General features: G+C 40.2%; 24 protein-coding genes, 1 rRNA gene and 1 pseudogene. 14 read left to right on the top strand and 12 right to left on the bottom strand.

Features of this window, described 5'->3' with window-relative positions; genetic code table 11:
* Nucleotides 1–113: 113 nt before the first annotated feature.
* Nucleotides 114–545, top strand: coding sequence for a VOC family protein (locus tag H6G18_RS22640; RefSeq protein ID WP_190409348.1), 432 nt, complete (start codon nt 114–116; stop codon nt 543–545).
* Here H6G18_RS22640 and H6G18_RS22635 read toward each other — a convergent pair.
* Nucleotides 475–1,143 carry an esterase/lipase family protein gene (locus H6G18_RS22635; protein WP_190409347.1) on the bottom strand — a complete coding sequence of 223 codons (669 nt, stop codon included), beginning with the start codon at nt 1,141–1,143 and terminating at the stop codon, nt 475–477. The genes H6G18_RS22640 and H6G18_RS22635 overlap by 71 nt on opposite strands.
* A 397-nt stretch (nt 1,144–1,540) precedes the next feature.
* Between H6G18_RS22635 and H6G18_RS22630 the strand changes: the two genes are divergently transcribed.
* A complete protein-coding gene (locus tag H6G18_RS22630; protein ID WP_190409346.1) occupies nt 1,541–1,999 on the top strand; it encodes a hypothetical protein in 459 nt (152 codons plus the stop codon).
* Here H6G18_RS22630 and H6G18_RS22625 read toward each other — a convergent pair.
* Both H6G18_RS22625 and H6G18_RS22620 read right to left on the bottom strand, forming a co-directional pair.
* Nucleotides 1,996–3,075: a tetratricopeptide repeat protein gene (locus H6G18_RS22625; protein WP_190409345.1), complete on the bottom strand. Its 1,080-nt coding sequence runs from the start codon at nt 3,073–3,075 to the stop codon at nt 1,996–1,998. The two genes, H6G18_RS22630 and H6G18_RS22625, sit on opposite strands and share 4 nt — an antisense overlap.
* A gap of 73 nt (nt 3,076–3,148) precedes the next feature.
* Nucleotides 3,149–4,639: an aminotransferase class I/II-fold pyridoxal phosphate-dependent enzyme gene (locus tag H6G18_RS22620; RefSeq protein ID WP_190409344.1), complete on the bottom strand. Its 1,491-nt coding sequence runs from the start codon at nt 4,637–4,639 to the stop codon at nt 3,149–3,151.
* 139 nt (nt 4,640–4,778) lie between these two features.
* Between H6G18_RS22620 and H6G18_RS22615 the strand changes: the two genes are divergently transcribed.
* Together H6G18_RS22615 and ychF are read left to right on the top strand one after the other, a co-directional pair.
* Nucleotides 4,779–4,988: a hypothetical protein gene (locus tag H6G18_RS22615; RefSeq protein WP_190409343.1), complete on the top strand. Its 210-nt coding sequence runs from the start codon at nt 4,779–4,781 to the stop codon at nt 4,986–4,988.
* Nucleotides 4,989–5,008: 20 nt separating this feature from the next.
* Nucleotides 5,009–6,100 carry a redox-regulated ATPase YchF gene (gene ychF / locus H6G18_RS22610; protein WP_190409342.1) on the top strand — a complete coding sequence of 364 codons (1,092 nt, stop codon included), beginning with the start codon at nt 5,009–5,011 and terminating at the stop codon, nt 6,098–6,100.
* A 27-nt stretch (nt 6,101–6,127) separates the two neighbouring features.
* Here the strand turns inward: ychF and H6G18_RS22605 are convergent, their stop codons facing one another.
* Nucleotides 6,128–7,042: a hypothetical protein gene (locus H6G18_RS22605; protein ID WP_190409341.1), complete on the bottom strand. Its 915-nt coding sequence runs from the start codon at nt 7,040–7,042 to the stop codon at nt 6,128–6,130.
* A 135-nt stretch (nt 7,043–7,177) separates the two neighbouring features.
* On the opposite strand from H6G18_RS22605, the gene H6G18_RS22600 reads away from it, so the two are divergent.
* On the top strand, nt 7,178–8,281 hold the full coding sequence (locus tag H6G18_RS22600; RefSeq protein ID WP_190409340.1) for a glutamate--cysteine ligase: 1,104 nt from the start codon (nt 7,178–7,180) through the stop codon (nt 8,279–8,281).
* A gap of 106 nt (nt 8,282–8,387) precedes the next feature.
* Here H6G18_RS22600 and H6G18_RS22595 read toward each other — a convergent pair whose 3' ends face one another.
* The 4 genes from H6G18_RS22595 to H6G18_RS22580 all read right to left on the bottom strand — a co-directional run bounded on the left by H6G18_RS22595 (nt 8,388) and on the right by H6G18_RS22580 (nt 13,166).
* Nucleotides 8,388–9,080 carry a class I SAM-dependent methyltransferase gene (locus H6G18_RS22595; RefSeq protein WP_190409339.1) on the bottom strand — a complete coding sequence of 231 codons (693 nt, stop codon included), beginning with the start codon at nt 9,078–9,080 and terminating at the stop codon, nt 8,388–8,390.
* Between the two features lie 104 nt (nt 9,081–9,184).
* Nucleotides 9,185–10,291: an iron-containing redox enzyme family protein gene (locus tag H6G18_RS22590; protein WP_190409349.1), complete on the bottom strand. Its 1,107-nt coding sequence runs from the start codon at nt 10,289–10,291 to the stop codon at nt 9,185–9,187.
* A gap of 147 nt (nt 10,292–10,438) precedes the next feature.
* Nucleotides 10,439–12,268, bottom strand: a complete 1,830-nt coding sequence (locus tag H6G18_RS22585; protein WP_190409338.1) for a peptidoglycan D,D-transpeptidase FtsI family protein — start codon at nt 12,266–12,268, stop codon at nt 10,439–10,441.
* A gap of 232 nt (nt 12,269–12,500) precedes the next feature.
* Entirely contained in the window at nt 12,501–13,166 is a 666-nt protein-coding gene (locus H6G18_RS22580; RefSeq protein ID WP_190409337.1) for a hypothetical protein, read from the bottom strand.
* 465 nt (nt 13,167–13,631) lie between these two features.
* On the opposite strand from H6G18_RS22580, the gene H6G18_RS22575 reads away from it, so the two are divergent.
* The 3 genes from H6G18_RS22575 (at nt 13,632) to glgB (ending at nt 17,200) form a co-directional block, all read left to right on the top strand.
* Nucleotides 13,632–13,808, top strand: a complete 177-nt coding sequence (locus tag H6G18_RS22575; RefSeq protein WP_190409336.1) for a hypothetical protein — start codon at nt 13,632–13,634, stop codon at nt 13,806–13,808.
* 503 nt (nt 13,809–14,311) lie between these two features.
* On the top strand, nt 14,312–14,626 hold the full coding sequence (locus H6G18_RS22570) for a hypothetical protein (RefSeq protein ID WP_190409335.1): 315 nt from the start codon (nt 14,312–14,314) through the stop codon (nt 14,624–14,626).
* A 279-nt stretch (nt 14,627–14,905) separates the two neighbouring features.
* Nucleotides 14,906–17,200: a 1,4-alpha-glucan branching enzyme gene (gene glgB / locus H6G18_RS22565; RefSeq protein WP_190409334.1), complete on the top strand. Its 2,295-nt coding sequence runs from the start codon at nt 14,906–14,908 to the stop codon at nt 17,198–17,200.
* A 59-nt stretch (nt 17,201–17,259) separates the two neighbouring features.
* Here the strand turns inward: glgB and H6G18_RS22560 are convergent, their stop codons facing one another.
* Together H6G18_RS22560 and H6G18_RS22555 are read right to left on the bottom strand one after the other, a co-directional pair.
* Nucleotides 17,260–18,144, bottom strand: coding sequence for an alpha/beta fold hydrolase (locus tag H6G18_RS22560; protein ID WP_190409333.1), 885 nt, complete (start codon nt 18,142–18,144; stop codon nt 17,260–17,262).
* 37 nt (nt 18,145–18,181) lie between these two features.
* A complete protein-coding gene (locus H6G18_RS22555) occupies nt 18,182–18,679 on the bottom strand; it encodes a HugZ family pyridoxamine 5'-phosphate oxidase (protein WP_190409332.1) in 498 nt (165 codons plus the stop codon).
* A gap of 146 nt (nt 18,680–18,825) precedes the next feature.
* Here H6G18_RS22555 and H6G18_RS22550 point away from each other — a divergent pair, with 146 nt between their 5' ends.
* Entirely contained in the window at nt 18,826–20,307 is a 1,482-nt protein-coding gene (locus tag H6G18_RS22550) for a CIA30 family protein (protein WP_190409331.1), read from the top strand.
* Between the two features lie 72 nt (nt 20,308–20,379).
* The gene (locus tag H6G18_RS22545; protein ID WP_190409330.1) at nt 20,380–20,724 is read left to right on the top strand and encodes a hypothetical protein; all 345 of its coding nucleotides are present in this window, start codon (nt 20,380–20,382) and stop codon (nt 20,722–20,724) included.
* An 18-nt stretch (nt 20,725–20,742) separates the two neighbouring features.
* Here the strand turns inward: H6G18_RS22545 and H6G18_RS22540 are convergent, their stop codons facing one another.
* On the bottom strand, nt 20,743–20,940 hold the full coding sequence (locus tag H6G18_RS22540; protein ID WP_190409329.1) for a hypothetical protein: 198 nt from the start codon (nt 20,938–20,940) through the stop codon (nt 20,743–20,745).
* A 217-nt stretch (nt 20,941–21,157) separates the two neighbouring features.
* On the opposite strand from H6G18_RS22540, the gene H6G18_RS22535 reads away from it, so the two are divergent.
* Both H6G18_RS22535 and H6G18_RS22530 read left to right on the top strand, forming a co-directional pair.
* Nucleotides 21,158–22,654 carry an aminotransferase-like domain-containing protein gene (locus H6G18_RS22535; RefSeq protein WP_190409328.1) on the top strand — a complete coding sequence of 499 codons (1,497 nt, stop codon included), beginning with the start codon at nt 21,158–21,160 and terminating at the stop codon, nt 22,652–22,654.
* 323 nt (nt 22,655–22,977) lie between these two features.
* A pseudogene (locus tag H6G18_RS22530) lies at nt 22,978–23,373 on the top strand (hypothetical protein).
* Nucleotides 23,374–23,497: 124 nt separating this feature from the next.
* Here the strand turns inward: H6G18_RS22530 and H6G18_RS22525 are convergent.
* Entirely contained in the window at nt 23,498–24,154 is a 657-nt protein-coding gene (locus tag H6G18_RS22525; protein WP_190409327.1) for a DUF3386 domain-containing protein, read from the bottom strand.
* 102 nt (nt 24,155–24,256) lie between these two features.
* Between H6G18_RS22525 and H6G18_RS22520 the strand changes: the two genes are divergently transcribed.
* Together H6G18_RS22520 and H6G18_RS22515 are read left to right on the top strand one after the other, a co-directional pair.
* Nucleotides 24,257–24,928: a LuxR C-terminal-related transcriptional regulator gene (locus H6G18_RS22520; protein WP_190409326.1), complete on the top strand. Its 672-nt coding sequence runs from the start codon at nt 24,257–24,259 to the stop codon at nt 24,926–24,928.
* A 322-nt stretch (nt 24,929–25,250) separates the two neighbouring features.
* Nucleotides 25,251–25,356: ribosomal RNA gene (locus H6G18_RS22515) — 16S ribosomal RNA — on the top strand; the annotation flags it as partial.

Here is a 25,356-nt window from a genome sequence, read left to right as displayed (position 1 = left end):
CATTACTCATTACTCATTACTCATTACTCATTACTCATTACTCATTACTCATTACTCATTACTCATTACTCATTACTCATTACTCATTACTCATTACTCATTACTCACAATTTATGAACCAAACTATATTTCACCTCGCTTTTCCTGTCACTGATATTTCCCAGGCAAAAGCTTATTATATTGATGGCTTAGGCTGTGTACCTGGTCGTGAAAATCCCCAGGCAATAATTCTCAGTCTTTATGGGCATCAATTGGTAGCTCATCTTACCAAAGAACCATTGATACGCCAACGTACTATCTATCCCAGACACTTCGGACTGATTTTTACCCAAGAACAAGATTGGCAAGAATTAGTAGAAAGATGTGAACAAAAACAATTGCTTTTTCGTGACGCACCCAAAAATCGCTTTGTTGGTTCTCCCTTAGAGCATCGGACTTTCTTTTTGGAAGACCCGTTTTATAACTTGATGGAATTTAAGTATTATCGCTACCCAGAGGCAATTTTTGGGAGTTACGAATATACTCAAATTGGCGATAGGAGTTAACTGGCTCAGCTAAGGCTGTTGCTACGGCCTCTATACTCCTAAAATCGGTAAGCATCCATGAATGCAGTCCCACTGGAATGATTAGTTCTTTGCCTACGGGCATTTTTGAACTGTGTGTGGGGATAATCATCAAATCATAAGGTGTCCAAATAGAAGTGAAATTTAACTGCTCTAACATTTGGGCATCACTATTCAAATCTCGAATGAATAGACTGTTAGGGCGCATTTGCACGCACCCAGGATTCTTGGAAGCATAGGCAACGACAGTACCATGATGAGGCGAAGAAATCGTCACAAAGCGTTGCACACGATTAATTCCTCCTAACCTCTGCACATAGTAACGGCTGACAATTCCCCCCATGCTGAACCCAATTAAATCCAATGGTTGTTCTGGCGCAACGCTTGCAGCCACATAATCAGCTACTTGCTGTGCCAATACAGGAAGCGGGACTTCACCGTTGTTTGGTACTAAATTCAGTGTATATACAGTCCAGCCCAGTTGTCTTAAGTAAGCCGCCATTGGATTAAAGACAGCTTCCGTATCCGTAATCCCATGCACCAACAATACAGGGTTGCGTTGCTGATTTTGAGTGTTCATTGACCAAATTGTTTGTGTTCCAGTCTGTAGAAAATTTAACTGAGTCTGATTCTCGTCAGCAACAAGATTATGACACTCTTCCCACTGGTTGAGAGTAGAACCATTCGTTAGGTCAATGTATATCTATCAGAGAAAAAAATGTTAATTTTTATTAAGCAAGCTTTCAGAATCTTGCTCTAAGTTGGGGTAAAATTTAATAATTAGTTCTTGGTATCTACAGCTTGTTAAGTATTTGCCAACAAGAGCTGAAAACACTTAGTCTGTATTTTTAAGCTTGATGAAGCTCAAACCTACAAAGTTTGTTACTAAATAGCTGATAGTCAAAAAACGTAGTATTCCGACGTAATTTTTAATATTACGGTCAATTTACAGATATAAAACTTCAGGAGCCATTCTAATGTTCGGTTTTATCAAGAAATTAATCGCTGGGATTTTGAGTTTCCTTACCGGATTGATCGGTGGTAAGAAAAGTGGTGGCTACTACTTAGAACTCAAAGAAGATACCACTGAAGAAAAAGCAGTCGCACCAACTGCACCAACAACACCCACTTCATCCAACGGTACAAAAGCTGCGGTGAAAGCAGAAGTACCAACGGCTACAGAGAAAAGTCCAGTACCGACTCCTGCTAAAACAGCTAAGTTAGAAGCATCTAAAAATGGCAAGAATGGCAAAGCTGCTTCTGCACCGGCTGAACCAGTAAAAGCACCAGTTGCTAAAACAACTACACCAGCTGAAACTACATTTGCACCTAAATACTTAGCTCCTTCCGGTTCTGGCGCTAACGGTCGTCGTCGTCCAGGTGCGAATATGAGTACCTACCTAGATATGGCAAGCCAAGTGAAAACCCCTGGCTAAGTTTCCGGTATCCCTTTAACAAATATCAATCCACTATATAAATGAAATGCTGGATCCCAGTTAGTCTTTTCCCTACGAAATAGGTGAATGTGAGGCTGAAGGTTTTCCAGCATTTCTTTTTGCTCTAGTACTGTCTCTGCAAAGGGTGTAAAATCAGACCAAATTTTTACTTCTGGTAAGTGTAAGTTAATCCAGTTTAGTAAGTTATTCCAATTGATTCTGATGGTGTTGTGGCTGGCTATAGGTGTAATTTCTACCCCTTGCTGAAATTCATAACCATGATCGTAGAATCTCAAAATACAACGTCTGCCAGGTAAATGTAAATCACAAAACTGCACGTAATCTTGGGTTTGGGTTTTGCGTTCGAGTTTACCCCAAGCATCAACGTCTACAACTTCTTCAAAAATAGGCAAAAGTCCCATCACTCGTGCGGAAACTTCTGACCAATCAAATGTCAAAGAACCGAGTTGATTTGTGTGATTGGAGCAAATAACAGTAGCTTTTGGCTGAGATTCTAAAAAATATTTGACTTGAAAAACTTGTATTTGTTCAATAGTGCTGATAGCTGTCCAAAAACACGAAATTCCGGCTTGCTGTAGCTGTGTACCGTAAAATTTGAGTTCTCCCACACGCCCAGAACGGTAAAATTTCCAACTGCGACTAGGCAGAACTAGCCTAGCACTGTATGGATCTAGCTGCATAATTTCTGCAAATTTGGCTGCTGCTTGGGCTTTAAGTTCATTGCTGAAAGGTTCTAATATAAGTACACCTTGTTCAGTATTGCAGGGTTCGGCTGTAGCTTGAGCGATCGCTCTTTGTTTTTCTTCTAGCTCGATTTCTTGTATTCGCTGCAAACCTTGCCTTGCTAGCGACACTATTTTGTTATTGGCTGTACTCCGTAACAATTGCCGATAAATTTTTTCAGCTTCTCGGCGTTTTTGTGATATTTCATGTAATCTCCCTAGATAAAATTGCACCCAAGGATTTTCCGGCGATTCTTTTAGCAGCTGTTTGAGTAATTTAGCGGCTGTGTGATAGTCTTTATTTTCAAAGGCGATCGCAACTTGCTCAATCATGAGATCCAAATCTATCCACGCTGATGATATGGTTCCCAAAAAAGGTGCTGCATAACAGTGAAGATGCCAACAGTCATCTTTTTCCTGTCACCTGTTTCCGGCTATCTTTTGTTAAGACCTTTAAAGTACATAGACTAATATCGCCACAACCAGTGATAAATCCGCCCAAGCTTTGGATGTGTTGCAAATATTCGAGAGCAGTTTTTGTAATGACTTCTCCTGGCATTAAAACGGGAATTCCTGGTGGGTAAGGACAGACGATTTCTGCACAAATGCGATCGCACGTCTGTTCTATTGGTAAAGTTTCATTAGCAGCAAAAAAAGCCTCACGAGGTGAAATTGCGGGAAAATATGCCAAATTACTGCTAATTTTTTGCTTAACGGAAGTTGCAGTGGCTGGGTTTATTTCCGCTAAAGTCGTAAAACCTTGCACTAATTGCTCAATATCAGCAGCAGTGTTACCCAGACTAATAATAAATGTGAGATGTTGCAACGTAGAAAATTCAGCCGTTACACCCAATTTTTCATCTAAAATTTCTTCCGCCGCAAATCCAGTTAAACCCAAGCCGGAAATAGTGACAGTTAACCGTGTTTTATCCAAAGCTGTAAATCCTGGTGATACTTCCTCGCCAGGAAACTGTAAAACTGATAACCCAGAAATTTGACTAATTCTTTCTCTAGCATCATCCGCCAGTTGTAAGGTGTGAGACATTAATTGTTTACCAAACAAAGCCATTTGCTGACGTGCAGTATCGAGGGAAGCCAACAGTACATAACTAGGGCTGGTAGACTGTAACAGTTGCAAAGCTTTACTGACTTTATCACCATCTATCCTATTGCCTTGGACGTGGAGCATGGAAGCTTGCGTCATTGCACCAAGTACTTTGTGAATGGACTGTACAGTTAAATCCGCACCTGCGGCTAAAGCAGAGGTAGGCAATTCTGGGTGAAAAGCGAAGTGTGCGCCGTGGGCTTCATCTACAAGTAAGGGAATATTGTATTGATGAGTAATTTGGGCGATCGCTTCTAAATCTCCACATACACCGTAATATGTTGGGTATACTGTCAACACTGCCTTCGCATCAGGATGTTGTTGTAAAGCTGTTTGTAGAGCATCAGGTGTGATACTGTGGGCAATATCTAAAACAGAGTCATATTCAGGATTGATAAAAATTGGGATTGCACCAGAGAGAATTAGAGATGCGATCGCGGATGAATGCACATTCCGAGGCAAAATAATCTTATCCCCTGGGCCACAAGTAGCTAGAATAGCCGCTTCTATCCCGCAAGTAGAACCATTGACAAGGAACCATGTCTGTGAAGCACCAAACGCCGCCGCCGCCAATTGTTGTGCTTCCTGAATTACACCTTGGGGTGCAGATAAATTATCTAAACCAGCTAACTCGGTTAAATCAGCCGCAAACACAGATTTACCCAGCAAATCAACCAAAGGTTGAGCAATCCCCTTTCCTCCCTTATGCCCAGGAGTATAAAAAGCCGCATGATGACGCGCTGTACAGGCTTTTATGGCATCAAGTAAAGGCGTTTGATTTTGATTTAACATTTTTGATATAAAGCAGTAAACAAGGAAAAAAGAATGACTAATGACCAATGACTATTGACAATTGGTATAGTCATTTAGGGGGATGTCAACAATTCCAGTTGTCATCTAGCTTGGGAAGGTCGAATAATTTAGATGTAGCATGATTCATCCTGTAGCTATTTCCATTCCCGAACCACAAATTCCCAACCCTGAACCAAACCCATTACCTGGTTCTGAACCCACACCAGAACCAAACATTCCCCAACCCGTACCGGAGCCTGTACCGGCTCCCATTCCTCAAAGGGTTCCAGGAACTATCCCCCAAACAGTACCAGAACCAATTCCCCAAACAATACCGGGGCCTGTATAAACTAAAATCCCACATCTAAAATGCTAAGAGCCGGAATTGTCGGACTTCCCAACGTCGGAAAATCTACTTTATTTAATGCTGTAGTCGCTAATGCCAAAGCAGAAGCAGCTAATTTCCCATTCTGTACAATTGAGCCGAATGTCGGTGTAGTTGCAGTACCAGATGAGCGGTTAAATGTGCTGTCACAAATTTCCGGTTCGGCACAAATTATTCCCGCACGAGTTGAGTTTGTGGATATTGCCGGGTTAGTGAAAGGTGCAAGCCAAGGTGAAGGATTAGGTAATCAATTTTTGTCTCATATTCGAGAAGTTGATGCGATCGTTCATGTGGTACGTTGTTTTGAAAATGATGATATCATTCACGTCGCAGGTTCCGTTGACCCAGTGCGAGATATTGAAATCATTAGTCTAGAATTAGGTTTATCAGATTTAGCCCAAATTGAACGACGAATTGATCGCACTCGCAAACAAGCACGCACCAGTAAAGACGCACAATTTGAGATCACAGTCTTAGAAAAATTAGCTGCTGCTTTAAATGAAGGTAAATCAGCACGACAAATCACTTTAACTGAAGAAGAAACAGCCATTATTCAAGGATTGGGATTGCTGACAAACAAGCCGATTATCTACGCTGCGAATGTCTCTGAAGAGGAGTTAGCAACTGGTAATGATTTTGTCGAAAAAGTACGCCAAGTTGCAGCCCAAGAAAATGCCCAAGTCGTGGTTGTTTCTGCTCAAGTAGAAGCAGAGCTAGTAGAATTACCAGAAGAAGATAAAGCCGATTTTCTGGAATCTTTAGGGGTAAAAGAAGGCGGGTTAAAATCTTTAATTCGTGCTACTTATGCCTTATTGGGATTACGGACTTATTTCACTAGTGGACAAAAAGAAACCCGCGCTTGGACAATTAATGCAGGGATGTCAGCACCCCAAGCCGCAGGTGTAATTCACTCTGATTTTGAGCGAGGTTTTATTCGCGCTGAAACTGTCGCCTACAATGATTTAGTAGCTAATGGTTCTTTAAATGCTGCGAAGGAAAAAGGATTAGTTCGTAGTGAAGGTAAAGAGTATATTGTGCAAGAAGGCGATGTAATGTTATTCCGATTTAACGTTTAATTTATAGAGGCGCGATGAATCGCGGCTCTATAAAATGTTATCACCCAGAACGTAAACATAAGAACCGAAATTTTCATCATCCGTACCCACAATTACGCCACCATCTACACCAGGAATAAGTTCTATTCCTTCAATTTTATGATGATCAAAGCGATAGAGAGGAACTAACTCAGAATTTTGTCGCCAGATGATTTTGTTATCACGTAAACCCAAGTAACCAGCAACATAAATAGCCGATTGAAACGGGCCATTATCCCCATTATCACTAGCTGAGGAAATATACATAATTCCGGCTGAATCTAATTTTATATCTGAAATATGCCGCACATTGCCGGAGGGAAAAGGTACTTTTAGCTTGGTAGAGTTTATAGATGTAATTTGATATTTATCTAAATCTAAGATTCCCCAATAAATAATAGATGGTTGTTCTCCTTCTCCTCTATGGGCCCAAATCGCAACCAATTTACTTTCTATATTTTGCAGAGCAAATCCTTCAAAATTACTACCAGGAGGTATTCCAGGTAATTCAAACTCTTTAATTACAGAAATAGTTTTCTTATCGGGATTTAATTTGATATTGTAGGCTTTGCCACTACTGCTTAAAGCGATAAAGTTATTTTTTGTTTTAGGAATAGATGTTAAAGCTTCTAAGTCGATAGGTAATTGACTATTACTTGTCCAATTCACACTCAAATATTCTGGCTGATTCTTATCTTTGATAGTGAGAATAGCTAAACGTTCTTGATTTGCTTGTTTATTATCATGGACGACTAGAAAATCTAGAGAAGAATTTTGCTGACTAATCAACGCCATTCCACTAATCCCAAACAGTATACTACCGCGAACAGGTCGCCAACTTTGTGCCAAAACCTGTTGTGATATGAGTAACAGTGAACCTAGAATCAATATTTTGATAATTAACTTTGACTTGATGTATTTCATTAATAGTACTGATATGTAGATATCTATGTCCTAATCTTTGCAAATTAAAACAGATACATTTGCCTAACCGCATCAGTACTATTTGGGGTAAGATAGTTTAGTAAGACTATTGAGAATTTTTTCTATTTAACTTATATGCTATTCTCATTTGGCATCGAACATGAAGTTGCTTTCTTGAACAGAGAAGGAAAGTTTGCAGATTTTGCTTGTACAAAATTTTCTGAGTTTAATCAAATTGTCGAAAAACTACCCACATACCCTAATGATCATCTGCAATTGCGTGTAGGTGATGCTGGTATTAGGAAGAAGCGATGGTATATTGAGGGGTTTGAAAGATTTGCTGATACAGATGAAGTGATTGATTGTCTGTCAAAGGGGATAGAAATTAGAACTACCATCCATTCTAATATTCAAGACGCTATTACAGAACTATCAGAAAGTTTTAATTTATTATGCGGTGTTGCTGCTGAATTTGGCTTCTCACCAGTCTTAACCAGTTTTCATCCCTACAAAACAGCTTTTACACCCCATCCGCCATTAAATGAATATGAACTTAAGCAGTTACAAGTTTATCCTGATGAGCAAACTGCTAACATCTATATGGTGACTTATGGGCCTGATTTAAATCTTTCTGTCGCCGATTTACCGATTGAACGTGTAATTGATATAGGTCAAAAGTTAACCTATTACAGTCCTTATATTGTGCCTTTTAGTTACAGTTCACCTTTTTATAATGGCACTTTGTGGGATGGATTATCGGTCAGAACATTCATTAGAACAGGAAAAAGGCCTGCTACCCTGATATTTGTGCAAGAAAAAGAGCAACTAATTAATAGTGTCCCATCATTAACCAAAATGGCCCGCCTATCGGCAGAAATAGGGCGTATAGAATTTAAAGCCTTTGATAGCTGTGATGACTTCTCTATTTATGCTGCATTGTTGGCATTATTAAAAGGTTTAGCAATAGATGAATCTTTGCCAGGTAGAGCAACTATCCCTGATGCTGGTTTACATCAAGTTTCTGCAAAAGCTGGCTTCGATGATGAAGGTATTTTTGCAAATGCAACAATGATTTTGCAAGCTGCTGAGTTGGCACTAAAAGATGATGCAGATGTTAATCTATTAGCGCCATTGAAAGTAATGCTGACGGAACGGAAAACAACCTCTCATCGATTAATAGAATTATTCAAAGGTCTAGGTTCAATAGAAGCAGCATTAAAGAAAACTTATCAGACATAAAGTGATAATTTGATTGTTTGTAGTAAGAACTTTAGTTCTTAAAAGCTCAGGACTATTTGCATAGCCTTACATAGACTAGTCCTGACTACAAAATTTTTACTCCCCATCATAAACTCATCATTACTTGGGTTAGTTCTTTAGATAAATCAATGGTAGATGCTGCTCGTTGAAATAAAACACCTGCTAAAAAATAATAGTCTCCTGAATAAAATGCCATGTTATTTTTTCGCAGTTCTTCTATTTGTTTTTTGACTTTTTCTTCTGAGCTATAGTAACCAAATTTTAAAGGTAAAACCACAAAATTACTAACACTATATCCATTTTCTTGTGCCTGTTTAATCGTGCTGATAGGATTGGAAAAGCTAGAGACTAAGACTAATACATTTTCATAGCCTAAAGACAAAAGCTCATTGGTAACTGTAGCTCCATCTTCACCACCAAATAATAACGGCATATAAATATCGGTATCTGGTGCTGGTAAATATGGCGGATTGGCGATGAGATAGTTAGCTTCAGGCTTAGGAGATGCAAATAAAGATGAATTATTAACTACATATTTATCAGTGAGATTATATTCATCAATTGTTAAATTTGCAGCTTTCCATGCAGAAGTATTTAATTCAAATCCATGAATAATCCCATCAAATTTATTTCTGAGTAAAGAGTTAATAACAGGACTGCCATCTCCTGATCCAAATTCAACAATAAAATCAGAATTTTCACCTTTTCTAAGAATAAAATTCTCTAGACAGTTTGAGTAAAAATTAGATTCTTCTGGACAAAAGAAAATTTCTTTCATGAGAGTTCAGCTTTAATGTTAGGAAAAATTAGACAAAAAATCTCCCTTTAGTGATGGATACTTCACTAAAGAAATAATGTTGTTAGCACAAGTTAAGTCAGCTATTAATTAATTTGTTCAGCTTTCCGGATGGAACAGACAACAGCTTCAGCCGCGCGATCGCTCATTAATTTCTCTTGGTCGTACCCCAATACCAATTCCCAAGCATCATCGGGATAACGTTCCGCCAAAGGTAAAGCTACATCATCCAACATCCAACGTCCGTGGCGTTCATCTTCTTTGATGTGTAGTTCCCAATAACCCATCGCTGCATTTGACAATCTCAATCTTTGTGCTGCTGCAAGATAGTTTCGATAAGCCGCAGGGCCAGCCACTTCAAAATATGTCAATCCGCCACTGTATCGCAGATAATAACGTCTGCGTTCAGTCAGCAAAAAGTTGTGATTCGCACAAGCTAAAACTTCCCAAGGTACTAAATCGAAGTATGCTTCTGGTTTAGTGTTCATGCCAAACTCAGCTAGCATTTGGGCAAAAAATGTCGAGTGCTTGCGAGATAAACGACCATTACCGTATTCTTCCAGTAGTACCCGTACTAGGGTACACTGCACTTCATTGGCAGTACCGCCTAAGATTCGGGAAAGGCGACTACCTTCAACCAAACCATCAAAAGAACCGATCGCCAACAAATGACGGTAGCCAGGTTCGCTCATTTCTTCACGAATGTAACGACTAGCTGATGATAAAGGCGGGTCTAAATCAGCATTAGCACGGTCAGTTAATGCTTGTTTAACATCTAATTTTTTTAGTGCTGCTACATTGACTTGTGCAAGTTCCCACTTTTGCCAAGCAGCTTCAATTTGGTTACGACACGAAGATAAATAAAGCGATCGCTCATTAGTATAGTGCCGCAAATCATCATACCAAAACAGATTCAGCCGATTAATCCGGTAAAGCAGCCGTTGCAAAAACCGATGTGCTAACTTATCTGGGCTGTCGTTTTCATAAGCAGCATGAATCGCCGTTGAAACTACCTGTTCAAAATCACTAACAATTGCAGCTTGTTGATCTAAATTATTATCTAAATCCTCGGTTGCCAAAAGCTTTATAAATTGCTGCTCGGCACAGTCGTACTGAGTAACATCTTTTTCCTTGACTTGTGTACCTGGCTTGACAACTTCAACAATTGGGAACATGACTAAATTGCTCTGCATGGAATCTTTAGTGACTTGGCAAAGATTTGAAATTAGTTGCACCTTTAATATCTAAGATTCCACACGAGTAACATTCTCTACCTCTTTCTTCGGTTATAAACAAAGACGTAGACAAGAGGTAGTCAACAGTTTTTCCCTACCCCCTATTTAAGGTTTTTGTTCAATCGGTTGGCTAGGTGCAAGACGTTCAATGGGAATTAATGCTTCCATGACAGATTTAACAATCGGGGCTGCAACAGTCGAACCGTAGGCGTTTGCGCCTTTTGGCTCATCAACTAATGCCAAAACTACGTAACGAGGTGATTCAACGGGTAGGATAGCGACAAAACTGGTGATGCGAGCGCCAACGATGTAACCGCCGTTGGGACTAGCTTTTTGGGCTGTACCTGTTTTACCAGCGATGCGATAACCGGGGATTTTAGCAGGCTTGCCAGTACCCACCGTTACCACAGTTTCCATCATTTCTACGACTTTTTGAGATGTTGCGGCTGAAAAAATTTGTCGTGGTGCTGGGTGATTGGGCGTGTAGTGCATTTGTCCCTTAGTATCAATCAACCCCCGGACAACATGAGGTGTTACCAATTTACCACCATTAGCTAAAGCTCCGTGCATTTGCACCAGTTGTAAGGGTGTCAAAGAAAAACCTTGTCCAAAGGAGGTAGTTGCTGCTTCAATTGGGGAATTAATAAATTTTTCTTGACTTTTCAGCGTACCACTGACGGTAAAGGGTAAATCTGAATCTAATGGTTGTCCTAGTCCCAGACGTTCTAGCCAATTGTAATAAACCGAAGGTTTTAAGCGTTGGATCATTTGCACCATGCCAATATTGCTGGAGTTTTGCAAAATTTGAGCAATGTTGATGCGTCCGTAACCGTTGCGTTGAGCGTTTCTAATTGTATGAGTACCGATACGAATTGCACCGGAATCATTAAATACATCATCTGCTTTGATGACACCATTTTCCAGAGCGATCGCCACATTCAACGGTTTAAATGTCGAACCTGGTTCATAGAGATCCGCTACTGTCCAGTTTTTGAATAGGGAAATATCTGCTTGAGAATATTGATTGGGGTTATAAGTCGGTTGAGATGCCAAAGCGAGGATAGAGCCATCCATCGCATCCATCACAATCACTGCTCCCCGTTTTCCACCAAACTTTTCTAGTTGTTCTTTTAAAGCCGTCCGGGTAGCCCTTTGCAAACGAGTGTCAATGGTCAACTGCATCCGCAGATCATCAGAATTCAAAAAACCTTCAGGAGCATAATCAGGCATCAATGCTCCATTACCTGCCCTACTTAAGCGTACTGTTTTCACAGTACGTTCTAGCCATTTCTCTTGGCTATATTCCACACCAGCTTGACCGCGACGGTCAATATCTACATATCCCACCACATCCGCCACTAAATCATCCTGAGGATAATAGCGGGAATATTTGGGGATCATTTCCAACCCATCTAAATTCAATCGCCTGACGCGATCAGCTAGTTCCTCTGGTAAGGCAGAGGTGAGAGTAATCCCACTTTTTTGACCTTGAAAAATTTTGACTAAATCAGCAGGGTTTCTATCAATGATTAGAGCTAGGCGATCGGCTATTTCTTCGTTAGTTCTTTTAAACAGCTTGGGATGAGCATATAAAGTATGAACAGGGCGATCAACAGCCAACACATTATCATTGCGATCTACCACCAAGCGACGGGGCATATAGGGGCGCAAATTGACCATTTGTTGGTTTCGCGCTCTCTGTGTCAGTTTTGACCCTTGCACAATCTGCAAGTTATACACATTAATTGCTAGACCTACGCCAGCAGCCATTAATAAGCCCCAAACAGTCAAAAGCCTGGTTTTGGAATTTGCTATTGGCTCTTGGTTATTAGGGGCAAGTGTCTTCATTGCCACCTTTTGGGATACCCTTTGTTTCCTGGTAAACTCTGGCTTTTGAAACTTTTTAAACTTTAATCTACTTGGTGACTTTTGCATTACCCTGCTCAGTTAGTCAGTTAGTCAGTTATTAGTTATTAGTTCTTAGCTATCAGTTTCAGGGAACTTCAAAAATTAAATTACTCAATTCTTGTATCCAATACAACTATCAGATTGCTTCTTCCCCTGCTCACCAAAGCGACTGATTATTTTTTCATTTGGAAGTCTTCATTGCAGGTACGAACACCATACCATAGGCTTGATGACTGTTAACGGTTGACAATTCGCTGGTTTAATATCCCAATCGTGGAGAATTCAACGGTTGTATTTGCGGATGTGCCGTCACGCTAGGAGTTACTACCTCTGATTTATGAGGTACTGGAGATAAAAAAATAGTCCTAGCCGGAGTTGGTGAGATCAATCCAGCAGATGGGGTTTCTGCTTCCTCCGCCATTTTATGAGTTAATGTTGCGTTGGTTGTTGTAATTTGCCGCTCATCACGTTGTAATTTTTGTAATCGGCTATAACCTTGACTCCAGAGTTCTTGGGTGTAGACCGTTAACCCATAAACAGTCAAAGACCCTGCTACTAATAAAAATGCCGCAATGGAGGAGTAACGATGTATGGTGTGTAGCCGCAGCAACCATAAAGGCAAAGCTTTGGCAGTAGGTACTACAGAAAGACGGGGAGAATTTGACTGAAAATTTTTCTGTCTTTGATTTGACTGTACTGTAAAGTTAGAGGTTTGTTGTGCTGCCAAACTTTGTACACGTGTATTAACGGAAGATGACACATTTTTTGAGGAACGCCGTTGTCTTTTTGAGGGTTCAGTAGCTGGTGTAGAATCATTCCTTAATGTTGACTCCAGGCGAGTCCGCCGTTTTCTTAAAGATGGGGTAGAACCTCGGCGAAACCAACTACCAGTTGCAGAAGTATCAGATTTGCGAACAGCAGCCATAATTTTTTCAGATATAAAATACTGTATTTTAGACCAGTTATTTTTTTTTGCTAAGGTTAAACTGCCCTTAAGTGTGATAGATAAACGCCATACTTTTTAAGTAAGCATCCGGGCAAGGTATAAAAAAGCAAAGCTCAGGAGCAAGATCAGGAAAAATAACTGGGAAATATTAACTTTTCATTCCTCCTTGGGATTTGCAGTTTCCTGGGCTAATCCTGCGGAGAATCAAGCTAAGTACAGAGAGGACAACCTTTCCGCATCGCCGTTTTACCGCTTTCCATTCTCTATTTGTTGTACAGATGATACTAATCAATCTTGTACATAATAACTAAATCCAACAAACTCAACCCAAAATATTGCTTTTAAATATGTAATATGTGCGGTTTTAAAAACTTGCAATAAATAGGTTATCTTATTCAACAGGCGAAAAATTTTTATTGCCACAATTGGTGAAAGAGGAGTTATATGAGAACTAAATTCTTTGGTTTTGCTCTGATGTTAAGTCTGGCTGCATTTCTCGGAGCCTGTGAAGGCGGTGGTGATACTAACACCACTACTCCTGCTGCTACAGGTGAGCCAACTGACACTGGAGCCGCTACACCAGCCGCTACCCCAGCTGCTACCCCTACTACAACCCCTTAGATAATTGGTATCGTTTCCAAGAGAGATTTATGACAAGCTTTGGCTGTATTTCTGAAGGCAATGAGTTGCAACCACAATATCAGCCTCATTATGCAGTTAAAGGTGGTTATAATCTAGCTTGGAACGTACTTAAACACAAATTTTAGTTAAGGCTGTATTTAAGGACACTGGTGATGATGGTGACTACCTCACCCAAGTGTCCCAAATTAAATCAGGAATGGAAGTTGCAAAAAAATAGTTTTATCTAGCGTTAAACTATAAGAAAATTAAATATAATACAAAACCCTACTCTTGCAGTTTTTCATCTCTTCATCGTGAGACTTTTGGGTAGTTTCTCAAAATTATATAATTGAAAATTATCAATCATATTAAAGAATAAAATAGCTTATTCCCGCCAGAGAAGAAAAGTTAAATTAAATCTGGTTGTCATCAAGGTTTTAATCCTTTTGTGATGGAAGAGCAACGTGACTAAAACAGTGTGGTGATTTATGTCAAGATACTCAATGAAGTGGTTAAAATTAGCTGCTTTAACCCTTAGCAGTAGTGTACTGGTCTGGTTAAGTGCTGATTGGGGAAATTTAGTCATGGCATTACCTCCAGTCGAGGATACGCCAGAAGAAATATTACGAACAGAAATTATTATAGATGCGCGATCGCCCATAGATGGTAAACCTCTAACTGCTGCTGAATACGCACAACTGCAAGAACAACTACAAATCAGCCCTCCCCCAAAACTTAGCGACAATATACGACAAACTATCTTCCTGACCCGGATACGCAAATTTTTACTGCAACTTTTCCCATTCTTAAATTTGTAAGAGATTGTCAATAGTTTTGTTGTCTTCTCCCCCTACTCCCCTGACTTTTTTTCCCTGTCACCCTTCGGGTTCGTCGGTCGCTCATGGGGAAAACCCCTTGGCAAAGCCTCTCGTAGAGAAGACCGCGCCGACTCACCTGTCACCCACTCCTTACTCCCTCATCTCACTGTCACATTCTGCGATACGATAACTGTGGCGACAAAATTGCAAATAAATGTAAAGAATATATATATACAAAACTCAATTTAGTCAACCAATTTATTCTACGTAGGTAGCTTAATGCCCATGACCACGATCGCTCCTGAACAGGTTAACCGCATCGTCTGGAACCAGCATCATGATCCTTTTGAAATTCTTGGCTCTCATCCCATAGAACAAGACGGAAAAAACGTTTGGGTTGTAAGAGCCTACCTACCAAATGCCAGTGCTGCCTGGGTAGTTCTTCCAGAACAACGGCAAGAATACCCAATGCAATCGGTACATGATCCGCATTTTTTTGAGTGTACTATTGAAACTTCCGAGCTATCAAACTATCAGTTAAAAACTAAAGAGGGAGAACATGAGCGCGTTTCCTACGATCCTTACGCTTTTCGTTCTCCTCGTTTAACAGACTTTGACTTACATTTATTTGCTGAAGGTAATCATCACCGCATATACGAAAAGCTGGGAGCGCATTCCACTGAAGTAGGTGGAATTAAAGGTGTTTACTTTGCCGTTTGGGCCCCCAATGCTCGAAATGTCTCTGTCTTAGGTGATTTCAACCTATGGGACGGACGCAAACACCAAATGCGTAAAGGTGCTACAGGCGTTTGGGAATTATTTATTCCCGAATTAGCGGTAGGAGAGCATTACAAGTATGAAATCAAAAATTTTGAAGGACATATTTACGAAAAGTCTGACCCCTTTGGTTTTCAGCAGGAACCACGCCCCAAAACAGCGTCGATTGTTAGTGATTTAAACTCATACAATTGGAGTGACGAAGACTGGTTAGAACAGCGTCGTCATACAGATCCCCTAAGCTTGCCCATTTCAGTCTATGAAGTACACTTAGGCTCCTGGTTACACGCTGCTAGTGCAGAACCTGCTAAATTGCCTAATGGTGAAACCGAGCCTGTAATCATTGCTTCTGAACTAAATCCAGGCGCACGCTTTCTAACATATCGGGAATTAGCAAGCAGACTCATTCCTTATGTGAAAGAACTGGGATACACCCATATAGAATTATTACCGATCGCCGAACATCCTTTTGATGGTTCTTGGGGTTATCAAGTAACTGGCTACTATGCGCCGACTTCGCGTTTTGGTACCCCTGAAGACTTTATGTATTTTGTTGATCAATGTCATCAAAACGGCATTGGTGTAATTGTCGATTGGGTTCCTGGTCACTTCCCCAAAGATGGGCATGGTTTAGCTTTCTTTGATGGTACACACTTATACGAACACGCTGACTCCCGCAAAGGTGAACATAAAGAGTGGGGTACTCTGGTGTTCAACTACAGCCGTAACGAAGTACGTAATTTCTTAGCAGCAAATGCCCTATTCTGGTTTGACAAATATCACATTGATGGTATTCGTGTCGATGCTGTTGCTTCCATGCTCTATCTCGACTACTGTCGCAAAGAAGGAGAATGGTTGCCTAACCAGTATGGAGGTAGAGAAAATTTAGAAGCAGCAGATTTTCTGCGCCAAGTAAATCACCTGCTTTTTAGCTATTTTCCTGGTGTACTTTCCATTGCGGAAGAATCTACAGATTGGCCGATGGTATCTTGGCCTACTTACACAGGCGGTTTGGGATTTAACCTCAAGTGGAACATGGGTTGGATGCACGATATGCTGGATTACTTCAGCATGGACCCTTGGTTTAGGCAGTTCCACCAAAACAACATCACCTTCAGTATGTGGTATAACCACAGTGAGAACTTCATGCTAGCCTTGTCTCATGATGAGGTTGTGCATGGTAAGAGCAATATTATCGGCAAAATGCCGGGCGATAAATGGCAGAAGTTAGCGAATGTACGTTGTTTGTTTGCCTATATGTTTGCTCACCCAGGTAAGAAAACCATGTTTATGAGCATGGAGTTTGGTCAGTGGAGTGAGTGGAATGTCTGGGCTGACTTGGAGTGGTCTTTATTACAGTTTGAACCCCATCAACAGTTAAAACAATTCTTCACGGAACTGAATAAACTATACCGTTCTGAACCTGCTTTATACACTTTAGATTTTGCTAGAGAAGGGTTTGAGTGGGTTGATTGTAGTGACAATCGCCACAGTGTAGTTTCGTTTATCCGCCGGGAAAAAGATACTAATAATTTTGTGGTGGTGATTTGTAACTTTACACCACAACCCCATTCTCATTACCGAATTGGTGTACCAGAAAAAGGTTTTTATACTGAGTTATTCAACAGTGATGCTCGTCAGTATGGCGGTAGCAACATGGGTAACTTGGGTGGTAAATGGACTGATGATTGGTCAATGCACAGTCGCCCCTATTCCTTGGATTTGTGTTTACCTCCTTTGGGAGTTTTAATTCTCAAGTTGGATAAGGAAGAAACGGCTAAAGCTTTAGGTGCTTAAATCAGTGATTAATTAAGACTAAGGTGGGAATATTCCCACCTTTTTTTATCCATAACGTTTTAAAGATAGGGGTGTAATAAGCCGATGACTACTTCTGGTAGTTCTAAATGGGGTAGTACTCCTGTGTCCGCGATCGCATAAAATTTTCTCACTACATTAGGATTTAAACTAGCCAAGCGTCTTCCTAGTTTGATGCTGGTAAATTGTGCTTTTTCTCCCCAAAAGATGACCGTAGGAGTTACCAATTGCTGGATATATAAACTCAGGTCAAAATACAGGTCGCCTTTTAAAAAGGATAATGCAGCAAATTTAGCGTTGGGTTGTTGTGCAGAATATAAATAAGCGTCTACCATCTCTTGTGAGATGCGTTTTGGTTGAGCAAACAAGAAACTTTGCAGAAAGTTTCTCACAGCGATTTCATTTTCTGCGCCTAAAGCATAAATTAGATTATCTAACAAAGGTGTATTAATTATCGGTAGTGGTAATCTGCGTCCAGCACCTTGACCAAAATCATCAAATCCAGAAGGACAAATTAAATATAGGGAATCAAACAGATTGGGATGGGTAATAGCTAAACGGATAGTTAAAGCAGCAGTTAAGGAAGAGGCGATGACTTTGACTGGTTCGTGACAAGTCTGGGTAATGAATTCAGCGATCGCCGTTAGATAGTCCTTAATCTGATAATCTTTTACAGGATGTGCAGATTCTCCCCAACCAATTAAATCAGGTGCGAGAATGCGGTGTGTAGGAGCAAAGGCTGGATACACTTTAGACCACTCGTAGGCAGATGCTCCTCCACCAAAATTATGTAAAAACAATAACGGCGGTAAATCTTCAGAGTCATCATTTAACCAAGGTGCAGCAGTTTGAGTATAGTAAACCATTGCTCCCAAGAATGTATGGATGACTTTATGACCAAAGCCAGGGGGTTGAAACTGAAGCATAAGATTTGTTTGTTGACAGTTGACTGTTAACTAATGACTATCCTTTATCGCCTGTAATTTGAACGAGCGTATCCAGGCGATCGCCACTAATGTGATAAGCTGCTCCAAAGCCAATGACAAAACGTCCTTCCTTAGGAGTTAGTTGGAAAATCCGGAAATCAGCCAAGCCACGTAATACTTCGATAATCTGACCAAAACGCTCTTGAAATTGATCAACTATTTGATTCCAAGTTGCCGATTCACGCTCAATCAACGTAGCTGTACAATCGAAGTTCAAACGACGACGCGCAAATATTTGATTAACTTTTGCTTCATCCTCAATAAATAAAACATTCACATGAGGATTAGCCTCAATATTTTTAGTGTGAGTGGAAAGACCGCTAACGTAGATATAAATATTTTTGGCATCATCCATCACAAATGGAGCATAACTACCATTAGGAATTCCCTGTTCGCTGATAGTACTAATGATGACACTTGCAAACTCTTGAATAAAACCTGCATACTCAGCTTGAGCTTGTTCCAGTTGGCTCATAACTAGATTTCTATCTCATTAATAACTACTTAAGTATCCTAACGTGCTTCAACGATATAGTATTTCTATTTGATTTCCCACTGAGAACTCCTCACTCCCCACCTATCGTTATCATGTAGCAAGATGCTAATTATGAGGACGCGATTGTGACTGATAAAAATCGTTCTCAATGGGACTTAGGTAGGTTTATTGAAACGCTGACTTACTTCGAGGTGATTCCTTTTTTGAACTGGGTACAGCAATTAATCCCAGGTCGTCCCCAAGTTTATCAACCCCGGAGCAATGGAGAACAGAATATGGGTGTAATTTTAGTAGCAGGCGCAACAGGTGGTGTTGGTAAACGAGTAGTACAGCGACTAAGAGAACGCGGTGAAAAAGTCCGCGCCTTGGTACGAGATATTGATAAAGCGCGGTCAATTCTTGGTAATGATGTTGACTTAGTTGTTGCGGATATTACTAAACCGGAAACGTTAAATCCTGTTGTCATGGCTAATATCCAAGCTGTAATTTGTTGTACAGCAGTACGTGTCCAACCAGTGGAGGGAGATACAGCAGATAGAGCTAAATATAATCAAGGCGTAAAATTTTACCAGCCAGAAATTGTTGGTGATACTCCAGAAAATGTGGAATATCAAGGAGTGAAAAATTTAGTCGCAGCCGCAGCAAAATATTTACCAGCAACAAATGAAAAAATAATATTTGACTTTACACAACCATCGACAGAATTAAAAGATATTTGGGGCGCACTTGATGATGTGGTGATGGGCGGTGTGAGTGCTAGTAATATTCAATTGGTAGACAATAGCGCTGTTTTTGCTGGTAATGTCTCTACGGCTAACTCTGGAGGATTTGCTTCCGTCAGGACGAGAAACTTTGATCCACCATTTAATTTGTCTGGTTATGAAGGCGTGGAATTGCGGCTGAAAGGTGATGGCCTGCGTTACAAAATATTTCTACGGACGGATACTAAATGGGATGGGCTAGGATATAGCTATTCTTTCGATACTACTGCTAATACTTGGATAAATATCCGCATTCCTTTTGCTGAATTAGTTCCTGTATTTCGAGCCAAAACTGTCAAAGATGCGCCACCAATTGACAGCAGCAGAGTTAGTTCTTTCCAATTGATGTTGAGTAAATTTGAATATGATGGCGCATTAAATCCTCAATTCTCAGCAGGCGGTTTTGCTTTACAGTTGGAATCTATTAAAGCTTATGGTGGAACAAATACACCAAAATTTGTACTTGTCAGTTCCGCAGGTGTAACTCGTCCTGGAAGACCTGGAATTAATTTAGATGAAGAACCTCCAGCAGTTAGATTAAATGATCAACTGGGAGGGATTTTAACTTGGAAGTTGAAGGGAGAAGATAGTTTAAGAGGGAGTGGAATTCCTTACACAATTATTAGACCTTGCGCCTTAACTGAAGAAGCAGGAGGTAAGGAATTGATTTTTGAGCAAGGTGATAATATTAGAGGCAAAATCAGCCGTGAGGATGTAGCAGAATTGTGTGTGCAAGCGCTACAACAAAAGGTATGTAATGTAACATTTGAGGTTAAAGAAGGAACGAATGTTGTTCAATTTATTGATGGGCAACATTTATTTGCTAATTTAAAACCTGACCTATAAATGATACCGAAGAAATAGGGGAGTTGAGGAAATACTTATTTCACCAATCCACTCCCCAAAGGAGTAGATAAAATGTTTCGTAGATGGTTGTTTGCTGGAGCTTTAGTAATTGTTATCTGGATTGGTTTGTTATCAAGTCCTGCATCATCGCAGCAAATTGAATCGCGTCTCAACAATTTGCAAGCGGATTTTAGCCGTGTCTTATCAAGATTAAACCAAATAGAATCACAACTCAATCAAAATCGCCAGCCGGGATCTTCCCCCAGAACAACAATAACAGTTCCATCAGGTTCTAGAAGAAATGTCTCTCAAGCAGAACGGGAGAAAATGTTTGATAGGCTGGCTACTTTGGTAGTGGAATTAAAACAACAAGTTAATAAATTAGAGGCGCGAGTTTCTCAATTAGAATCACGTTAATTACCTCTTTGCAGTTGTTTATCTGTAGTAAGACTTATCAATCCAAACGCGCATTTCCTCCTCAGAACCAAAACAGGCTGAACGTCCTGTCATGGGGTCATAAGCACGCCAACAATTTGACTCTTGCCATACTTGTAGGTCGGAACTGCTAATTAACCATGTGTAAAATTGTTGCCAAATTTTGTGGATTGTTAACGAAAAATTAGATTTATTCATAGTGAAAGTATTTGATAGGTAATCAATCGTTACTTTCACTTTGTCTTGAGAATTAATAACTGAGAAGGTACAGTTTATCTAAATTTTATCTAGTACAGTTATGCGCCATGACAACTGTTATAGTCAAAAATAGTCTAACTGTACTAGGTAAAGTAGGCAAAAATCATTTATATTGCCATTATTGATGGTTTTTTCGTCATTAATTGAGTGTGCCAAGATGAACATTGTTTTGGAACGTCAATCACGCAAACCGATTTATTTACAAATCCGCGATCGCATCAGTCATTTGATCAAATCAGGCGCACTCAAAGCAGGCGATCGCCTCCCCTCAATTCGCGCTTTAGCTGAGAGTTTACAAGTTAATAAGCTGACAGTTATTGAATCCTACAGTGTGTTAGAAGCAGATGGCATTATCTCTGCACGTCAAGGTTCAGGATATTTTGTTAGTACTGTAATTCCTGCCTGTAATAATTTAAAATCCACATTTGCCCCAGCACAAAACGTTATGATTTTGGAATCATCAAGCAAGTGTGCTTCTTTTGATACTTACACACCTTTAATTCATGCTCAAACACAGCCAGGAATAATTAATTTTGGTTATGGTTATCCACCGCCACCAAAAGATATTAATCAGATTGCTAGACGCGCACTTAAACAAGAAGATGCAGATATCTATTTTCCCTATGATCTGCCCCAAGGGCAAATAAATCTGTGTAGACAAATCGCTCAGATGCTTGTGCAGCAAGGATTAGAAGTTTATCCAGAAGATTTAATAGTTACTAATGGCTCTCAGCAAGGGTTGTCGTTAGCAATAAATTATTATTTACAACCAGGAGATTGGGTAATTGTTGAATCTCCTACTTATTATGGTGCAATATCTATCTTAGAAAACTTAGGAGCGAGAATTATTGGCATTCCTATGACGGCTGAGGGAATGAATCTTGATTTATTAGAACAGTATTTACACAGCCATAGTCCAAAATTAATCTATACCATCACTACTTTCCACAATCCCACAGGCTTGACGACAACTCAAACTCATCGACAAGAGTTATTAGCGTTAGCAGAAAAATACGAATGCCCAATTTTGGAAGATAACGCCTACGAAGGGTTGAATTTTGAACCCGTCCCCGCACCAATTAAAGCTCTAGATAAACATGACTTGGTGACATATTTAGGCACATTTTCTAAAACATTGTTACCTGGGTTACGTGTGGGTTACATGGTGGTGACAGGTAAGCATCAACCAGCGATGATTGAGCGCAAGTTCCTCCATGATATTCACACATCCAGTATTTCCCAAGCAATAGTCAGCGAATATCTCGCTTCAGGACATTATCGGCGACACCTCAACCGACTTCGCACAGATAATCTGCAAAGTCGCAATGCTATGCTGCAAGCATTGGAACGTTATTTTCCTCAAGAAGCAAAGTGGACAGTTCCCAAAGGAGGTTTGTTTCTCTGGGTGCAGTTACCAGATGATATTCCGATGCAAACATTGCGTAATGAAGCTTTAGCAGAAAATGTTTTTCTGGCTTGTCGTTCAGCATTTTTCCCAGATAAGCAAGGTTATCCCGCTATGCGTTTAACTTTCCGTTTACCATTAGAAGAGATTGAAACAGGTGTGGCGATTGTGGGTAAGTTACTGAAAAAGCACATTCACAAGGGAGTTAAATCAGTCGCTAATTATCACTCACTTGCTCATAGTATTTAGCGATCGCACATTATAAAATCAATTTCGCTACCACAGAATTTAGTTTTGTTACGAACACAATTGATTTTGTTACCACAGGATTCAGTTTTGTTACGAACGCAATTGATTTCGTTACCACAGGGTTCAGTTTTGTTACAAACGCAATTGATTTGGTTACCACAGGATTCAGTTTCGTTATGAACGCGAGTTTATTACCGTATTATCACCAAATATATATACTAATCTTGTTGCAAAAATTACAAAAAAATGTGAATTGTGCTGACCCAAAATCTAGTTTAGATCAGTCAAGCTAGATGAATCATCATGAAAAAGCAGCACATCCGATGTCTCGCACTAAAACTACATCTCCAATTCTCGAAAAAGCGGAAGTAAGAGCCTCTAGACTAAAAGCCATTGATCCAAAAATAGATTTTGGAGATATGCGTAACTTACAGAATATGACAGAACTAATTGAGCAATTACGTGCCTAAATGGATGCTTATAATACTGCCCTAGCCGTAATTAACTCATCCAAAACAGAGATTAAACAGTTAGAAAAAATGTTAGGCGACCTATCTGAAAAGATGTTAATCGGAGTTGCCTTTAAATATGGGAAAGATAGCCGAGAATATGAAATGGCTGGTGGTGTGCGTAAAAGTGAACGCATTCGCAGAAGCACTTTCAGCCGCCTAAAAGCTAATTCAGCGCCAACATCTAGCGGAAAAATCCAAAATGCGTAATTTTATGATTGTTTAGAGACAAAGAGCGATCGCTTTCTTAATTGCATTGAATAAAATAAAAGGGACACGACATTGCCGTGTCCCTTACTTATATAAACCTATACTGATACCTTAAACATTCAACTTACGCAGCAACGGGTTCCAACAACTTAATGTTAGAGAAGACAAATTCTTGAACCGTTACTTGTCCTGCTGTTTCAGTGCGAATTTCCCGACGATTGAGAATGAAATAATTCCCTACCTTTTCGTACTCATCTACAAAATTGCTGACTCCGCCTCTTTGTTCCCCAGTTTTGGGTTCATGATAAACAGAGTCATAGGTATGAGACAAATAACCTTCCCCAGTATCGTGGACACCAAAAGTATTAATAGTCACAACCACACCATGAATATGACGGTGAACGAGAGTGACAATATTATTGTGGACTTTATAGCGATCGCCTTCAGCCTTACCGCCCATTAAAATTTCTACAGCACCATTCTCGTCAGTTGCGCCATAACAGAAAGTGTTTGCACCATGAGTTTCTTCAAAAGTGCGACGGACACGATGAATAGCAATCTCCCAAGCTTGTCCATGAATAACTTTCTTGGCTGACTCGTCATCTACGCCCAAAACTTCCGCCTTGAGTTCAGCGTTAACGATAACTTGTCCGGTAATAATTTTATCTCCATCTTTAAAAGTGATATCTGCTGAATACCCAGGAAAACTCTTATCCCAAGTGTAGCGGTTGTCATAAGCAGCCCGGAAAAGTTCCTGAGCAGAGAGTTGTGTAACTGTCATGTGCTTCTCCTAGCGCAATTAGTTATAGTCGCTTTTTACTTTTGCTGGTATTAGCATAGAAGTAATTGTTGAGTCTCGCATAGACCCCAAATGGGTACACTTATGCCTACTTCTCTACATGATGTATTTCATGCGATCGCCAACATCCGTAGTGAGCAAGAATTACAACCAACGCTCATGAATAAAATTGGCGAATATTTTGGTGTGCAACATTGGGGTATCTATTTAATAGATAGTGAATCGAAAACGGATAGCGAAACTCAAAGCATCCCAGCCGTATGTTTAGAAAATAATCCTGTAGGTCGCTATGTAGTCGAGCGCCACGCCCCCGCCCACGAACAATTGATTTTAACCCCAGACGACTGGAAAGACTTCTGCCCACGCCACGACCACGGACACGTAATGACCGGGCCAATCATCTGTGATGGTCGTCTGATAGGCACCCTCAACTTCGCCCGTGATAAAGGAAAGCCAGCCTTTACCGCCAACGACCTAGCCGACCTCAGCGCTTTGTGCATTCATTTATCAGCCAAAATCGCCACCTTGCGAACCAACCCCAAAATATGCCAATCCTCAATACCTAATCCTTTAACACCCCGCGAACTACAAATCGCCCAACTAGTAGCACAAGGGCTAACCAACTCTGAAATCGCCGAAAGGCTTTGGATTACCCAAAACTCAGTCAAACAAGCCCTCAAACGAATGTTCCGCAAACTAGGAGTTTCAGCTCGTGCTGAAATGGTAGCCAGACTGCAAGACTTACTTAATTCATAAAATGAAATAGAAAATGTAAAAAAATGAGAGGCTGTAAGCTTTATCCGATAAGAATCACAGCCTTATTACTCTTTTATAAACTAGGCAATTTAGAAAAAAATTAATTTACCCCTTGACGAACCTAAAAATACTCGCTATTCTAGATAAAGTGTTGAGGCGAGAGAGCCGAGACAACTGAACCGAGAAAAAAGAATACTTTGAAAGCGAAAGAATAACCAATCCTCGTCAAACAGAATTAGTTTAGGGATTTCCCAAAAACTTTAAAAATTATAGCAAGGAATCTGGAAAAGAGATTTTTCAGATAACAAACTCGAAACACAACAAAACGGAGAGTTTGATCCTGGCTCAGGATGAACGCTGGCGGTATGCTTAACACATGCAAGTCGAACGGAATCTTAGGATTTAGTGGCGGACGGGTGAGTAACGCG

It is taken from the genome of Anabaena subtropica FACHB-260 (assembly GCF_014697105.1).
GTDB lineage: Bacteria > Cyanobacteriota > Cyanobacteriia > Cyanobacteriales > Nostocaceae > Trichormus > Trichormus subtropicus.
Note: the sequence above shows the minus strand (reverse complement) of the source record. Positions and strands in the feature narration are given on the sequence as shown.

Coding starts and splice junctions, on each gene's coding strand:
- H6G18_RS22640 (WP_190409348.1), top strand. CDS start 114: ATGAACCAAACTATATTTCACCTCGCTTTTCCTGTCACTGATATTTCC.
- H6G18_RS22635 (WP_190409347.1), bottom strand. CDS start 1,143: ATGAACACTCAAAATCAGCAACGCAACCCTGTATTGTTGGTGCATGGG.
- H6G18_RS22630 (WP_190409346.1), top strand. CDS start 1,541: ATGTTCGGTTTTATCAAGAAATTAATCGCTGGGATTTTGAGTTTCCTT.
- H6G18_RS22625 (WP_190409345.1), bottom strand. CDS start 3,075: ATGATTGAGCAAGTTGCGATCGCCTTTGAAAATAAAGACTATCACACA.
- H6G18_RS22620 (WP_190409344.1), bottom strand. CDS start 4,639: ATGTTAAATCAAAATCAAACGCCTTTACTTGATGCCATAAAAGCCTGT.
- H6G18_RS22615 (WP_190409343.1), top strand. CDS start 4,779: ATGATTCATCCTGTAGCTATTTCCATTCCCGAACCACAAATTCCCAAC.
- ychF (WP_190409342.1), top strand. CDS start 5,009: ATGCTAAGAGCCGGAATTGTCGGACTTCCCAACGTCGGAAAATCTACT.
- H6G18_RS22605 (WP_190409341.1), bottom strand. CDS start 7,042: ATGAAATACATCAAGTCAAAGTTAATTATCAAAATATTGATTCTAGGT.
- H6G18_RS22600 (WP_190409340.1), top strand. CDS start 7,178: ATGCTATTCTCATTTGGCATCGAACATGAAGTTGCTTTCTTGAACAGA.
- H6G18_RS22595 (WP_190409339.1), bottom strand. CDS start 9,080: ATGAAAGAAATTTTCTTTTGTCCAGAAGAATCTAATTTTTACTCAAAC.
- H6G18_RS22590 (WP_190409349.1), bottom strand. CDS start 10,291: ATGCAGAGCAATTTAGTCATGTTCCCAATTGTTGAAGTTGTCAAGCCA.
- H6G18_RS22585 (WP_190409338.1), bottom strand. CDS start 12,268: ATGCAAAAGTCACCAAGTAGATTAAAGTTTAAAAAGTTTCAAAAGCCA.
- H6G18_RS22580 (WP_190409337.1), bottom strand. CDS start 13,166: ATGGCTGCTGTTCGCAAATCTGATACTTCTGCAACTGGTAGTTGGTTT.
- H6G18_RS22575 (WP_190409336.1), top strand. CDS start 13,632: ATGAGAACTAAATTCTTTGGTTTTGCTCTGATGTTAAGTCTGGCTGCA.
- H6G18_RS22570 (WP_190409335.1), top strand. CDS start 14,312: ATGAAGTGGTTAAAATTAGCTGCTTTAACCCTTAGCAGTAGTGTACTG.
- glgB (WP_190409334.1), top strand. CDS start 14,906: ATGCCCATGACCACGATCGCTCCTGAACAGGTTAACCGCATCGTCTGG.
- H6G18_RS22560 (WP_190409333.1), bottom strand. CDS start 18,144: ATGCTTCAGTTTCAACCCCCTGGCTTTGGTCATAAAGTCATCCATACA.
- H6G18_RS22555 (WP_190409332.1), bottom strand. CDS start 18,679: ATGAGCCAACTGGAACAAGCTCAAGCTGAGTATGCAGGTTTTATTCAA.
- H6G18_RS22545 (WP_190409330.1), top strand. CDS start 20,380: ATGTTTCGTAGATGGTTGTTTGCTGGAGCTTTAGTAATTGTTATCTGG.
- H6G18_RS22540 (WP_190409329.1), bottom strand. CDS start 20,940: ATGAATAAATCTAATTTTTCGTTAACAATCCACAAAATTTGGCAACAA.
- H6G18_RS22535 (WP_190409328.1), top strand. CDS start 21,158: ATGAACATTGTTTTGGAACGTCAATCACGCAAACCGATTTATTTACAA.
- H6G18_RS22525 (WP_190409327.1), bottom strand. CDS start 24,154: ATGACAGTTACACAACTCTCTGCTCAGGAACTTTTCCGGGCTGCTTAT.
- H6G18_RS22520 (WP_190409326.1), top strand. CDS start 24,257: ATGCCTACTTCTCTACATGATGTATTTCATGCGATCGCCAACATCCGT.